This is a genomic window from Embleya sp. NPDC005971, assembly GCF_040629175.1.
GTDB lineage: Bacteria > Actinomycetota > Actinomycetes > Streptomycetales > Streptomycetaceae > Embleya.
The window spans coordinates 17,765-30,595 of sequence record NZ_JBEXUX010000004.1 but is presented as its reverse complement, the minus strand read 5'-3'; the positions used below and the strand labels follow the sequence as shown (position 1 = coordinate 30,595).

General features: G+C 72.9%; 14 protein-coding genes. 6 read left to right on the top strand and 8 right to left on the bottom strand.

Translation table 11 applies throughout. From position 1 onward, the window contains the following. Positions 1-62: 62 nt before the first annotated feature. Positions 63-1,073 (top strand): WYL domain-containing protein, encoded by a 1,011-nt coding sequence (locus ABZ374_RS05690; RefSeq protein WP_360306561.1) that lies wholly within the window; start codon positions 63-65, stop codon positions 1,071-1,073. A 113-nt stretch (positions 1,074-1,186) separates the two neighbouring features. Here the strand turns inward: ABZ374_RS05690 and ABZ374_RS05685 are convergent, their stop codons facing one another. After that, the gene (locus ABZ374_RS05685) at positions 1,187-2,797 is read right to left on the bottom strand and encodes an IucA/IucC family protein (protein WP_360306558.1); all 1,611 of its coding nucleotides are present in this window, start codon (positions 2,795-2,797) and stop codon (positions 1,187-1,189) included. A 65-nt stretch (positions 2,798-2,862) separates the two neighbouring features. On the opposite strand from ABZ374_RS05685, the gene ABZ374_RS05680 reads away from it, so the two are divergent. Then, positions 2,863-4,323, top strand: a complete 1,461-nt coding sequence (locus ABZ374_RS05680) for an IucA/IucC family siderophore biosynthesis protein (RefSeq protein WP_360307170.1) — start codon at positions 2,863-2,865, stop codon at positions 4,321-4,323. On the opposite strand, the gene nadE is transcribed toward ABZ374_RS05680, so the two are convergent. Next, positions 4,320-5,159, bottom strand: coding sequence for an ammonia-dependent NAD(+) synthetase (gene nadE / locus ABZ374_RS05675; RefSeq protein ID WP_360306555.1), 840 nt, complete (start codon positions 5,157-5,159; stop codon positions 4,320-4,322). The two genes, ABZ374_RS05680 and nadE, sit on opposite strands and share 4 nt — an antisense overlap. A gap of 58 nt (positions 5,160-5,217) precedes the next feature. Further along, positions 5,218-5,418, bottom strand: coding sequence for a hypothetical protein (locus ABZ374_RS05670; protein ID WP_360306552.1), 201 nt, complete (start codon positions 5,416-5,418; stop codon positions 5,218-5,220). 327 nt (positions 5,419-5,745) lie between these two features. Between ABZ374_RS05670 and ABZ374_RS05665 the strand changes: the two genes are divergently transcribed. Beyond that, entirely contained in the window at positions 5,746-6,597 is an 852-nt protein-coding gene (locus tag ABZ374_RS05665; protein ID WP_360306549.1) for an alpha/beta hydrolase, read from the top strand. 58 nt (positions 6,598-6,655) lie between these two features. Here the strand turns inward: ABZ374_RS05665 and ABZ374_RS05660 are convergent, their stop codons facing one another. Together ABZ374_RS05660 and ABZ374_RS05655 are read right to left on the bottom strand one after the other, a co-directional pair. After that, on the bottom strand, positions 6,656-7,246 hold the full coding sequence (locus tag ABZ374_RS05660; protein WP_360306546.1) for an HAD family phosphatase: 591 nt from the start codon (positions 7,244-7,246) through the stop codon (positions 6,656-6,658). Positions 7,247-7,463: 217 nt separating this feature from the next. Further along, a complete protein-coding gene (locus ABZ374_RS05655) occupies positions 7,464-8,027 on the bottom strand; it encodes a TetR/AcrR family transcriptional regulator (protein ID WP_360306543.1) in 564 nt (187 codons plus the stop codon). Positions 8,028-8,149: 122 nt separating this feature from the next. Here ABZ374_RS05655 and ABZ374_RS05650 point away from each other — a divergent pair, with 122 nt between their 5' ends. Further along, positions 8,150-8,773, top strand: coding sequence for a DUF2867 domain-containing protein (locus tag ABZ374_RS05650; protein ID WP_360306540.1), 624 nt, complete (start codon positions 8,150-8,152; stop codon positions 8,771-8,773). 37 nt (positions 8,774-8,810) lie between these two features. Here the strand turns inward: ABZ374_RS05650 and ABZ374_RS05645 are convergent, their stop codons facing one another. Next, a complete protein-coding gene (locus ABZ374_RS05645; protein WP_360306537.1) occupies positions 8,811-9,107 on the bottom strand; it encodes a hypothetical protein in 297 nt (98 codons plus the stop codon). A gap of 246 nt (positions 9,108-9,353) precedes the next feature. Continuing rightward, a complete protein-coding gene (locus tag ABZ374_RS05640; protein ID WP_360306534.1) occupies positions 9,354-9,701 on the bottom strand; it encodes a DUF1330 domain-containing protein in 348 nt (115 codons plus the stop codon). A gap of 236 nt (positions 9,702-9,937) precedes the next feature. Between ABZ374_RS05640 and ABZ374_RS05635 the strand changes: the two genes are divergently transcribed. Together ABZ374_RS05635 and ABZ374_RS05630 are read left to right on the top strand one after the other, a co-directional pair. Further along, positions 9,938-10,561, top strand: coding sequence for a glyoxalase (locus tag ABZ374_RS05635; protein WP_360306531.1), 624 nt, complete (start codon positions 9,938-9,940; stop codon positions 10,559-10,561). A gap of 220 nt (positions 10,562-10,781) precedes the next feature. Beyond that, positions 10,782-11,393 (top strand): helix-turn-helix domain-containing protein, encoded by a 612-nt coding sequence (locus ABZ374_RS05630; RefSeq protein WP_360306528.1) that lies wholly within the window; start codon positions 10,782-10,784, stop codon positions 11,391-11,393. Between the two features lie 19 nt (positions 11,394-11,412). On the opposite strand, the gene ABZ374_RS05625 is transcribed toward ABZ374_RS05630, so the two are convergent. Next, positions 11,413-12,651 (bottom strand): MFS transporter, encoded by a 1,239-nt coding sequence (locus tag ABZ374_RS05625; protein WP_360306525.1) that lies wholly within the window; start codon positions 12,649-12,651, stop codon positions 11,413-11,415. Positions 12,652-12,831 lie beyond the last annotated feature (180 nt).

Genomic DNA, 12,831 nt, shown 5'->3' with positions numbered 1-12,831 from the left:
TGAGACAACGATCCCAACAGAAGCGGCCAGGTAGTGTCCTCTACTCGGGGAACAATGCAGGCATGCCCAAGACCTCGGCCCGTCTGCTCGCGCTGCTCTCCCTGCTCCAGGCACGCCGGGACTGGCCCGGCGCGCTGCTGGCCGAGCGGCTGGACGTGAGCCCACGCACCGTGCGCCGGGACGTGGATCGCCTGCGCGAGCTCGGCTACCCCATCGTGGCCTTCAAGGGACCCGAAGGCGGCTATCGACTCGGCGCCGGCGCCGAACTGCCGCCGTTGTTGTTCGACGACGAGCAGGCCGTCGCCCTCGCCGTCGCCCTGCAGATCGCGGGCACCGCCGGGGTCGGGATCGAGGAGGCCGCGGCACGGGCGCTGGCCACCGTGCGCCAGGTGATGCCGCCGCGATTGCGCCGCCGGATCGACGTCCTGCAGGTCACCGCCGTGCGCCGGCCCACGACGCGATCGGGCTCGCCGGTCGACGGCGGCGTTCTCGTGGCCCTGGGCGACGCCGTACACGCCCGCGAGGTGCTGCGCTTCGACTACGCCCCGGCGCACCCGTCGGCCACCGACGCCGGCGACCCCGCCCAGCCCCCGCCGCGTCGGGTGGAGCCGCACCATCTGGTCACCTGGAGCGGGCGGTGGTACCTGGTGGCCTGGGACCTCGATCGCGCGGACTGGCGCACGTTCCGCGCGGACCGGATCACCCCGCGCGTCCCCACCGGGCCCCGTTTCGCCCGACGCGAGCTGCCCGGCGGGGACGTGGCCACCTTCGTCGCCGGCCGCTTCCAGGGTTCCGACGGCTCCGGCGAGTGGCCGTGCCGCGGCGAGGTGATCCTCGACCTGCCCGCCGCCGCCGTCTCCCGGTACGCCCGCGAGGCAATCGTCGAGGAACTCGGCCCGGACCGCTGCCGGCTCGTGCTGGGCTCGTGGTCCTGGCCCGGCCTGGCCGCCGCCGTCGGCGGCTTCGACGCCGACATCGAGGTCGTCGGACCACCCGAACTCAAGGCCGCCTTCGCCCTCTTGGCCCACCGCTACGCCGCCGCGTCCGAGCGACCCGCCACCCCACCCCCATGACCCCGGTTCGCATCGCCCCGGCCGAGGTGGGGTGCCGTGGTCGTCGACCGGTACCACCCGTCCCCTGCACGTGTTGCGCGCCTACCCGGACGCGCTCGACGCCGTAAACGGCGTCACCGCGTCGGGGCCGGTGCGCCCTCGCACAGGACCGTCGGGTCGCCGTCGGTGAGCGGGCCGACGGGAGCGGGTGTCCGCTGCGGCAGGTGGGCTGCCGTCTGCCCGCGGAGCGGGTTCGGCATCGGTATGAAGTGGGAGTGCGCGCCGTCGGCGTCGCCCCAGCGCAGCGACAGGTTGGCCTTCGCGGGCAGCGTCGGCGTCGTGAGCAGGTCGGCGGCCTCGGGCAGTTCGTACTCGTCCGCGGCACGCTCGAATTCCGCGCGTACGGCCGGCCACAGTGCGTCGGCGGTGTGCGGGAAGCGCTCGGCGAGCGTGCTCGCGATCTCCGTCAGGTGGTTGACCACCAGGCAATAGACCAGACGTTCCCAGCCGACCGCCCGGCCGACGTCGCGGAGCACCTTGACGCCTTCCGCGTCCCGGAAGATCGCCTGCACCGGGAGGCCCTCGCCGTCGACGGCGATCAGGGTGTTCTGGAGGTGGCATTCCAACACCAGGCCGTGCCGGGCGAAGACCTCCAGCACGGGCGGCACCACGTGGCGCAGGTAGGCCGCCCACCATCGGCACGGGTCGGTGACCCGGTCCAGCGGGTTGCCGTCGAAGTCCTCGGTCAGCGCGGCCGCGAGCAACGCCGCGGCCCCGGGCAGCACCCGCCGCCCGAGCCCCTCCCGGACCAGGACCGCGAACGTCTCGAAGAGTCCGCCGACGGTGCGGTAGCCGCTCTCGCGCAACCACGCCGCCGGCCCCGGCAGCGCGTCGAACGCCGCGGCGACCGCGGTGTTGGTACGACACACCTTGACCAGGTCGTGCCGCCACAGCCGGCGAACGTCGTTGGTGATGCGTACGTCCAGACTGAACTTGAGGAACACGTCGTCCACCCCGGCGCCGGCGGGCAGATGCACGGTGCGTACCGACGCGGTGGGTCGGGCCGCGACCGCCGTGTGCCCCAGCGCCACGAGTCGTCCGTCGGTGAACGCGCGCAGCACCTCGGGTCGCCGCGCCGCCAGTTCGAGCTGCCACGGGTGGGCGGGCAGCAGTCGGTATCCGGCCGGCGCCACGCCGAGGGTGTCCAGGCGACGCGTATCGCCCTCGCCCACGAGCACGTCCTCGCGCACGCCGAGCAGGGTCAGCGGAAAGCGGGCGTGCGCCTCGGGCGCGTACCGCAACCAGGTGCCGGAGCGCGCGCCCCCGCGGGCCTTGGGTGCGGGATGGTACGGATGCCCCACCAGCAGGGCCTGTTCGGAGCGCAGATATCGATCCGCCGGCGGCTCGGCGCGCACTCGGGCCGCGAGGATCGAGGCCAGCACATCCCGGCTGTCGACCATCTCGGCGAGGAGTCCGGCATTGGCGCGCCCGGTGTTCTCCCGCAGGACCTCTCCCACCAACGCGACCAGGCCGCCGTGGCTCAGGCGTTGCCATGCCCGGCCCACGCGTCGTTCCGGCTGTGCCGGGCGCCGCCCCTCCCGCACCCGCAGCAGCCCGCCGCCGCGCAACCGGTGGATCCGGCGCCCGGCGCCCGGTTCCCCGATCGGTTCGCCGAACTCGCGCAGCAGGCAATTGAGCAGTGGACCCGCCGCGATGTCGTCGATCACGGAGACTGGGATGTTCACGGTCATTCACTGTACGGACCGTAAATGGGGAGCAGGTCTTGTTTCACACGATCGGTGAACGGCTCCTGGCCGACCAGTTGCGCACGGCGTCGCCGGATCGGCTCGGCGCGTACGAGGCGGCGCTGCCCGGCGCCCGGGCCGCAGTGCTGAGCCGGTTGTGGCGCGGCCTGGTGCACGACCGATTGCCCTGGGTCGTGCGCCACGAGCGGGCCGGCGACGCGGTCGTGCTGCACCTGGCCGACGGCCGACGCGCGCACGGCCCGGCGCCCGATCCCTGGGATACCCGGCCCTCGACCACCGTCGTGGTGCTCGCGGGCACCGCGTACCATCACCCGGCTCGGCTGGTCCGCGCGCTACGGGTGCCGCACGGCCCGGAGTTCGCCGTCGAACTCGACAACAGCACGGCCTCCCTCGCCCTTTCCCGCACCACACCGACCCCGCGCGATCCGCCCGGGAACGACTGGGAGTGGGAACAGCGCGTCGTCGACGGCCACCCCTACCACCCGGGGTGTCGCTCCCGACCCGGCTTCACCGCCGGCGAGCAACTCGCCTATGCCCCCGAGCATCGGCCGGTGGTGCAACTGGGCCTGGCCGCGACCGCCGACGCCCTGGTGGTCGGCGACTGGCCGGCCCACCTGCGCGAGGGGCGCACCGTACTCGTCCCGGTCCACCCTTGGCAGGCCCGGCACGTGCTGCCCGACACCCCCGTCCGGCCGGGCTTTCCGGCGCATCCCCTGATGTCCCTGCGCACCCTCGCCCCGCTCGCCGGCGGCCCGCACGTCAAGACCGCCCTGAGCGCTCGGCTGACCTCCTCGGTGCGCGACATCTCCGAGCACTCGGTGGCGCACTCCGTCGCGGTGTCCGCCTTCCTGGACCGGCTCGCGCGCCGCCTCGACGGTCGCCTGCACATCACCCGCACGCTCGCCGCGGCAAGTGCCGGCACCGCCGACCTCGCGGCGGTGCTGCGCGAGTCGCCCGGCGCCCACGCCGACCACGAGGCGGGCGAACGGGTGTTGCCCGCAGCGGCGTTCGCCGGCTCGCCCGCTGCGGTCCTGGCCTTCGCCCGGCTGGCCGGCTCGGTCTGCCTGGACCTGCTCGACCTGGGCGTGGCCCTGGAGGCCCACGGCCAGAACCTGCTCGTGATCGTGGACCGGGCCGGCGACCCGGTGCGCCTGGTCTACCGCGACATCGCCGACGTGCGGATCAGCCCGGCCCGCCTGCGCCGGCACCGGATCGCCCCACCACCGCTGACCGGGCGACCCGTCACCGACGACGCCGGCGAACTGCGACGCAAGCTCTTCGGGTCGCTGATCACCGGCACCCTCGGCCCCCTGGCGGGCAACGCCCACACGATGCGCGAACTGCTCGCCGCGCTCACCCGAGACCTCGCCCACACCGACGACGTCGAGGCCCTGTCGACCCGGCCACTACCGACGAAGGCCCTCACCGGCATGCGCCTGAACCCGGGCCGCCCGGGCGACGCGTGGACCGAGGTGCCCAATCCCCTCGTCGGCGGGATCGGCTAGCGCCACCAGTCGTCGAGGGGGGTGACCGGGACCGTGCGCTTGTGGCGGGTCGCGCGGTGGATCGATTCCAGCTTCGCGGCCACCTCGGGAGCGACGTCGAGACCTTCGAGGTAGTCGTCGATCTGGCTGTACGTCAGGCCCAGCGCCACCTCGTCGGGCAGTGCGGGTCGGTCGTCCTCCAGATCGGCGGTGGGCACCTTCTCCCACACGCTCGGGGGCGCCCCCAGCTCCTGGAGCAGCGCGGCGCCCTGGCGCTTGGTCAGTCCGGTCAGCGGGGTGATGTCGACGCCGCCGTCGCCGTACTTGGTGAAGAAGCCGGTCACCGCCTCGGCCGCGTGGTCGGTGCCCACGACGAGCAGGCCGGCCTGGCCGGCGATCGCGTACTGGATCACCATGCGTTCGCGGGCCTTGAGGTTGCCGCGCACGAAGTCCCGCAGCCCGGCCGGGTCGCCCGCCTGCTCCGCGAGGCCGAGTGCCACCTCGGCGGCGACGGCGTCCGCGCCCGGCTTGACGTTGACCGTGATCGACCGGTCGGGCGCGATGAACTCCAGCGCGATCTGCGCGTCGTGCTCGTCGGCCTGCACTCCGTACGGCAGCCGCACCGCGACGAATTCGGCCTCGTGTCCCTCGGCCCGCAGTTCCTCGGCGGCGAGTTGGCACAACCTGCCGGCCAGGGTGCTGTCCTGGCCGCCGCTGATCCCGAGCACGTAGCCGTTGGCCGGGGTCGACCTCAGGTAGTGCTTGAGGAAATCGACCCGTTGCCGAATCTCGACCTTGGGCACGATGGTCGCCTTGACGCCGAGCTCGGCAAGAATCTGCTCCCGTGGGTTCACCATCCGGGTACTGTACCGACCGGCCGGAATCGCCCCGCGGGGCGACCCGGCGCCGGCGAGGTCACGGCTGTGCGTTCGACGACGTCACGATGCCGGTCGCCTTCTGCGTGGGCCCGTCCACCATGTGGCCCAGGTTGGCGGGGTCCAGGTTGGTGACCCGGTCCAGGACCGAGGGCCCGGGCCGGTCGGCGTGGGCGGTGGCGGTCGATCCCAGCGTCAACGCGGTGATGGCCAGGGCAGCCGCCGTACAGATTCGGCGCATGGGCATTCCCTCCGAGGGTGCGGAACAAGTCTCACGTCGCCAAACGATCGACCGGCCGCCGGGACACGCACTCGGCGGCGCGCCGGATCCTGTCCGCACCGCGTCGGCACCGCAGGCCCATATCGATCATGGTATGACTCTCTCCGAGACCGGCATTTGATCGGCATGCCGCGACCCGAGAGGCTGCCTGATGCTTGTCGAGCACTGCCGATCGGGAAGGAAGTACCGGACCATGCCGACCGTGACCCCGGGCACACACGGGACCGACCACCACGTCACCGCCGGGCCGGCGGCCGCGACGGTGGAGTTCGCGCGGGGTGCCGGCGCATGACGAACACGGCGGTGGATGCGGAGCTGGACGTCGCGTACGACGCGCGGGCGACGGTGGGACCGGAGCGATTCGCCCGGTTGATGGAGCGCTATCGGGCGGAGTCGGCGGCGGCGGTCGCCGGCCTGCCCGGCACCACGGGGCTGGTCTACGACGACGCGAGCGGGGAGCGGCTGGACGTGTGGGGGCCGGGGTCGGCGACGGCGCCGCGTCCGGTGTTCGTGTTCGTGCACGGCGGCTATTGGCGGGCGTTGTCGCGTGCGGACTCGGCCTTCGGGGCGCGGATGTTGGCCGAGCGCGGGGTGGCGACGGTCGTACCGGACTACACGCTCGCGCCGGCCGCGACCCTGGAGGAGATCACCCGGCAGGTGCGTGCGGCCATCGCGTGGGTGTACCGCGAGGGGCCGCGCCACGGGCTGGATCGTTCGCGGGTGGTCGTGGGCGGCAGTTCGGCGGGGGGCCACCTGGCCGCGATGACGCTGGTCGACGGTTGGCAGGCGGCGGTCGGGTTGCCCGAGGACGTGGTCGCGGCCGGGTTTCCGATCAGCGGATTGTTCGACGTGCGACCGCTGGTGCGCACCCGGGCCAACGCGTGGTTGACCCTGGACGAGGAGCGCGCGGCCGCGCTGAGCCCGCTCGTGCCGGGGGCGCCTCCTCGGGTGCCCGGTGTCACGGTGCTCGCGCAGCACGAGGCGAGCGGTTTCACCGAGCAGTCCCGCGCGTTCGCGGCGCACTGGGGTACGGAGTTGTTGGTCGTCCCGGATCGCAACCATTTCGACGTGGTGCTGGATCTCGCGGATCCGGACACCGCGGTATCACGGGCGCTGCTCGGGCTTTTCGACCGACTGTGACGCCGCCCGGGGCCGGAGCGTCGGCTCCGGGCCCGGCGACCGATGCGAGGTGTGTCGTTCATCCCCGCCGGGGCGGGGGCACGCGCACCGAGGCCATGCCCGCCGCGTCGGCGGCCTGGATCCCCAGGTCGGTGTCCTCGAACACCAGGCAGTCCCGCGGGGCGACGCCCAGGTGCTCGGCGGCCTTGAGGAAACCCTCGGGATCGGGCTTGGCCCTGGTGTAGTCGCCGGCGCACACCAGTACGTCGAACCGGTCCGACAGACCCAACGCGCTCAGCGACGCGGTGACGGAATCGCGGGTGCTGCCGGAGACGACGGCCGTGGGTATGCGTCCGCAGGCGTTGTCGATGTGCGCGAGCACTCCCGGCACGGGGGTCACCTGCGGCAGCAGTTCGCGAAAGAGCGCCTCGCGGCGCTGCGCGACGACCTCGACCGGCATGTCCAGCCCCTGCTCCTGGTTGAGCGAGGCGATGATGCCCGCCACCGTCCGGCCGCCCCAGGCGTAGAACAGGTCCTCGGGGAAGGCGCAGTCCCACTCGTCGAGCGCCTGCTTCCAGGCCCGGTAGTGCAGGGGCATGGAGTCGGCGATGGTGCCGTCGCAGTCGAACAGGTACGCGCGGAACTCGCCCGGCGGCAGCGAAATGATCATCGACCCACCGTATAGCGCGCCGCCCCGGACACCCGCGCGCGGGCCCGGGGCGGCGACGAGGCCGGGGTCACCACGGCGGCGGGTGGGTGTACCCGTCCGCCGGGCTCGTCGGGGACGGGCAACCGGCCGACGGCACGGTCACGTTCACGCTCCGGACTCGGTCACCCCGTCGCCGGCCGCGGGCCGCCGTCCCGCCCCGCGGTGATCCGCCGGCGCCCTACGCGTCGCGCGGGCAGTCCATGACCAGGGCCGCGGCGCGGGCGAGCACGTCGGTGCGGCTGCGGCCCTGGTGGTCGGCGGCGAGGGAGTGGTGTCCGATCGCCACGCAGAAGGCGATCAGGCTGCGCGCCTCGACCTCGTCGGGGTCGGGGCAGAAGGTGCCGAACATCTCGCGGAGCAGCTCCATCCGCCGGTTGTCCACGCGGCGCAGGCGCTCGGCGACCGCCTCGTCGCGCCGGGCCCAGTCGCGGACCGCGAGGTCGATCGGGAGCAGTCGGTCGTCGGAGAAGGTGAGCTTGCCGGCGCGCCGGGCCTTGGTCCTGGGGTCACCGCCCTCGCGCTCGACCTGTTCGATCACCTCGTCGGTGCACTCCCGTTGCCAGGTGTCGAGCATCGCCTCCAGAAGCGCGTCGCGGTCGGCGAAGTAGCCGTAGAACCCGCCCTTGGTGACGCCGAGGCGCTTCGCCAGCACCTCGATCCTGACCGCGTCCGGGCCGCCGTCGGCCAGGGCCCGCAGGCCCTCCTCGACCCACCTCTCACGTGGTGTGCGCGCAACGCCCACGGTGTCCCACCTCGCTTCCGGTCCGATATACGCCACCGCATATTCGTTCTTGCCCTGATCTATACGCAAGCGTATAACAGGTGGGGACACGCCATCCCGACCCAGCAGGAAAGGCGGCGGCGATGAGGCTTGCCCGCTCGGCGCACACCGAACAGCCCTGGCGAATCCACGAGTTCACCAGCGACTTCCGGATCGAGGACGTGTGGTCCTACCGCACCGCCGGCGCCGGGCCGAACGACTTCCCGGTGATGCTCGCCGCGCTGCGCGGCGACGGCGGATTCGGCAAGCAGAGCGCTCCGGTCCGGTTCCTGTTCGCGCTGCGCTGGAAGCTCGGCGCACTGTTCGGCTGGGACAAGCCGAAGGCGAGCCTGGGGTCGCGGGTTCCGCCCCTGCACGACCGCCTGCCGGCCGACCTCGCCGAGACCGTGGACACCGCCGCGCCGCGCGGGATGCCGTTCACCCCGATGTACGAACTGGCCGACGAGGCCGCCCAGGAACTGGCGAACCAGACCTGCCACACGGTGATGCACCTGGGGTGGGCGCCGGTGTCCGGCGACAGCGGCGAGTACGAACTGCGCATGGCGGTCCTGGTCAAGCCCAACGGCCGATTCGGCCGGCTGTACATGGCCGGCATCGCCCCGTTCCGTCACCTGATCGTCTACCCGGCGCTGACCCGCCAGTGGGAAAACGCCTGGCGCGACCGCACCGTCGCCCGCCCCGAGACCACCGACCCCCACCCGAAATAGCCGGCCGCACAAACTCGCGCGGTGCGGGTCCTCGGCCTCAGGGCCCGACATCCGTGCTTCCGCGGTCCGGGCCCGGCCCGGTCGTGGCGATCATGTCCCGCAACAGATCGAGGACTTCGGCGTGCACGTCGTCCGGGTCCCGGTCCGCGAGTCCGGCGGCCGGGAACACGTAGGGGGCGAACACGCTCCAGGCCGGCACGGCGAGCACCGAGGTCGCCGCGACGACCCGCGGGTCGTACCGGTCCCGGGCCGGGTCCGATGCCGGCCCCGCCTCCCACTCCCGCCCGACCAGTTCCGCGAGCGTGCGAATGGCCGGCGACTCGTCGGCGAACACCGAGGAAGTCGAGGTTGTAGTCGGCGGGCACGCCGAACAGGTGCTCGATGCCGAGTTCGGCCAGGCGGGCGACGAGCCGTGCGGCGATGGTGGTCATCGGCCGGCCGCCGCGGGAACGGCCGCGCCGGGCACGGCGCGGGGGCCGCCAGGGTGGGGCGGGCGGCACATCGACCGCAGTTTAGCCAATGGCTAACCGATCGGGAAGTCAAGGGCCTGCCCGCCGGACCACCCGACCGACCGTGATGACTACTCCGCCGACAGTGCCTCGCGCATGCCCCTGGCCGTGGCGCCCGGGTCGTAGTCCTCGGGGACGCCCTCGACCAGAATGATGTCGCCCTTGATGTGCCGTGAGCGCAGCGGCGCGATCTCCCGGTACGCGGGTGAGTCCCACCAGGTCCGCGCCTCGGCGATCCCGGGGAAGCCGATCATCACGACGCTTCCGGACCAGCGGCCCTCCATGACCTCGTGCGGCGTGACGTGCACGAGAAAGCGGCCACCGTACGGCGCGAAGGTGGCGGGCAGTCGCTCGATGTAGTCGGCGATCTCCGGGTGCGGGGCGGCGTCTTGCAGGCGGGCGATGGCGTAGGCGGTCATGCTGCGCTCCTCGGTTTCGTTCCACTCGGTGGTCGTTCCCTCCGGTGACCCCAAAACTAGGGAGACGGGAACGACGGGGAATCGGTCACGCATAGGTACTTGCCACGTGTGCTCGCGGCCGTGGCCGGAGCCCCCGTCGACCCGACGGTCGAATCGATCGGTCGAATCGATCGGTCCATCCGATCGATCAGGATTCGAGAAGCTCGGGTCGGGGGGTCGCGCCTAGCGTGGTGGGCATGGCAATCACCTCGGTAACCCTCGACGTGGCCGACCCTTCGGCCGCCCACCGCTTCTACACCACCGCGTTCGGTCTGCACACGCAGCTCCGTCTGCGGGCCTCGGACGCGCCCTCGACCGGCTTCCGCGGGTTCGTCATGGCGCTCACCGTGGCCCAGCCGGCCGACGTCGACGCCCTGATCGACGCGGCTCTCGACGCCGGCGCCACCTCGCTCAAGCCCGCCGCGAAGTCGCTCTGGGGGTACGGCGGGGTCGTCCAGGCACCGGACGGGACGATCTGGAAGGTCGCCACCTCGGCGAAGAAGAACAGCGGCCCCGCCACCCGCGACATCGACGAGATCGTGCTCCTGCTGGGCGTCGCGGACGTGATCGCGAGCAAGCGGTTCTACGTGGACCAGGGCCTGGTCGTGGCGAAGAGCTTCAGCCGCGTCTACGTCGAGTTCGCCGCCGGGTCGAGCCAGATCAAGCCGGCCCTGTACCGGCGCCGCGCGCTGGCCAAGGACGTCGGCGTCCCCGCCGACGGCACCGGATCACGCCGCCTCACCATCGCCGGCACCACCGAACCCTTCACCGACCCGGACGGCTACGCGTGGGAGGCCGCCGTCCCGGTGCCCACTGCCTGAACCGGCAGCCGCCGACCGGTTCGGCCCAGGCCCGGCCGGCGCGGATGCCATGGCCGGCCGCAGCTCCCGAACACGGTCGCGGGTGGGCGGTTTTCGGCCGCTCCGTGCGTATCGGCCGGTCCGGCGGTGGGCCGGGGCGGCGCGTCGGAGACAATGGCCGAACGGTCGGGTGACATGAGGGGGTGGGGCGGTGCCGCGGTCAACCTCGGCCAACGAGGAAATGCGTGAGCGCTCGCGCCGGCGCATCCTCGACGCCGCGCTCGTGGTCTTCGCCGAGCGCGGCTACACCGGCGCGACCATCTCCCAGATCGCCGCCCGCGCCGAGGTCGCCCGGGGCCTGGTCACCTACTACTTCGCGACCAAGGACGAATTGCTGGAAGCGTTGTTGTCCGAGGCGTTGCAGACCATGTACGGGGCGACCGCGCCGCCGCCGGGCGAGCGGACCGCCGACGAACGCCTGGCCGGTCTGATCGACCGCACGCTGCAGGGCGCCGCGGCCGGCGTCGACGTGCAACGGCTCCTGTTGTCACTGATGTTGCAGCCGGCCACCCGGGCCACGTACGCCAAGGCCGAGCAGGCGAACATGGCCGCGTTGGAGCAGGCGGAGGATCGTATCCGGGCGATCTTCGCCGAACGCGGCGCGGCCGACCCCGGCGCCGAGGAGGCCACGCTGCGCAGCGTCCTGGAGGGCGTGATCTTCAAGCTGGCCGTCTACCCCGAGACGTACCCGCTGGCCGCGGTCCGCGCCCGGCTGTTCCGGATGTACGACCTCCCGATCACCGACCCGACCCCACCCCGCCCGGCGGAGCGGCTGCGCACCTCGGGCCTTTAGCGCCGGCTGCCGGCACCCCTCAGCCGATCGGGTTCACCGCCTCTTCCCTGTCCTTGGGCGACACGCTCTCGCGGCGCGGGAGCAGCAGTGGGGTGGCCAGGAGGAGCAGGCCGGCGGCGGCGATCGCGGTGCGTGGGCCGGTGACGGCGGCCAGCAGGCCCCAGCCGGCGGTCAGGGCCGCGATGCCGATGCTGGTGCTGACCGACCAGGCGGCCAGGGTGCGGGCGACCCGGTCGGGGGCGGTGTGTTCGAGCCGGTGGGTGGCCAGTACCGGGTTGAACAGGCCGCAGCAGGTCACCAGGCCGAGTTGCACGACGATGACCAGGACGATCCCGGGCAGGCCGGGCCGGACGAAGGCCAGGCCCAGCGGCCAGCACGCGCGCAGCGCGCCGGCGGTGCGAAGCACCCGGTGCCGTCCGTACCGGGCCACGAGTGGCTGCGCGAGGCGGGCACCGAGCAGGCCGCCGATGCAGGGGGCGGCGAACACGAGCCCGTACTGCCAGGGTGCGAAGCCGAGATCGCGCAGCATGAGCACGGCGAGCAGCGGTTGGGAGGCCATGATCAGGCCGTTGACCACGATCGTGTTGAGGTACAGCGGGCGCAGCGCGGGTCGGGTCAGGATGTGCCGCCACCCCTCGGGGAGGTCACGCGCACGCAACCGCGGTGCGGCGGTGCGTGGTTCCGTCCCGCCGATGGAGCGGATGCCCAGCGCCGAGAGCAGGTAGCTGACCGCGTCGGCGATCACGGTCGTCACCGGGCCGAACACGCCGATCGCGGCGCCGCCGAGCGGTGGTCCGACGATGGTCGCGGTCCATGTCGTGGACTCGAAGCGGCTGTTCGCCACGAGCAGGTCCGCCGGCTGCACCAGCGTCTTCAGATACGCGCCGGCGGCGGCCTTGAAGGCGATGTCGGCGGCGGCGACGACGACGGACACCACGAGCAGTTGGGCGAAGCCGAGCCGGCCGAGCGCGAACGCGGCGGGCACGCTCATCAACGCCGCGAACCGGATCAGGTCCATCGCAACCATGACCTGCCGCTTGCGCCGGAACTCCACCCACGGGCCGAGCGGCACCGCCACCAGCGCCCCCACCGCCCGCCCGGCCGCGGCCAGCGCCGCCACCTGCCCCGGCCCGGAGTCCAGCACGAGGACCGCGATCAGCGGAAACGCGCCGAATCCGAGCGAGGTGCCGTACGCGCTGACGGCATACGCGGCCCACAACCGCCCGAACCTCGGCCCCAGCGCCCGCCGACCCGCCATACCCCACGCACCCCTCGCCGCCCCGACCCGCGATTGCGGACCATCGGCATCCAAGCGAGTGGCGGGCGACGAGAGCAAACAACCTGCCGGCGGGCGGACACAACCATCGGTTGTACGCGACGCCGGCCGGGGGGCGAATCCGGACACCGCGCCGCGATCCGGCGGACATCCCGACCCGGT

Coding starts and splice junctions, on each gene's coding strand:
- ABZ374_RS05625 (WP_360306525.1), bottom strand. CDS start 12,651: ATGGCGGGTCGGCGGGCGCTGGGGCCGAGGTTCGGGCGGTTGTGGGCC.
- ABZ374_RS05690 (WP_360306561.1), top strand. CDS start 63: ATGCCCAAGACCTCGGCCCGTCTGCTCGCGCTGCTCTCCCTGCTCCAG.
- nadE (WP_360306555.1), bottom strand. CDS start 5,159: ATGGTGAACCCACGGGAGCAGATTCTTGCCGAGCTCGGCGTCAAGGCG.
- ABZ374_RS05665 (WP_360306549.1), top strand. CDS start 5,746: ATGACGAACACGGCGGTGGATGCGGAGCTGGACGTCGCGTACGACGCG.
- ABZ374_RS05660 (WP_360306546.1), bottom strand. CDS start 7,246: ATGATCATTTCGCTGCCGCCGGGCGAGTTCCGCGCGTACCTGTTCGAC.
- ABZ374_RS05640 (WP_360306534.1), bottom strand. CDS start 9,701: ATGACCGCCTACGCCATCGCCCGCCTGCAAGACGCCGCCCCGCACCCG.
- ABZ374_RS05670 (WP_360306552.1), bottom strand. CDS start 5,418: ATGCGCCGAATCTGTACGGCGGCTGCCCTGGCCATCACCGCGTTGACG.
- ABZ374_RS05630 (WP_360306528.1), top strand. CDS start 10,782: ATGCGTGAGCGCTCGCGCCGGCGCATCCTCGACGCCGCGCTCGTGGTC.
- ABZ374_RS05635 (WP_360306531.1), top strand. CDS start 9,938: ATGGCAATCACCTCGGTAACCCTCGACGTGGCCGACCCTTCGGCCGCC.
- ABZ374_RS05650 (WP_360306540.1), top strand. CDS start 8,150: ATGAGGCTTGCCCGCTCGGCGCACACCGAACAGCCCTGGCGAATCCAC.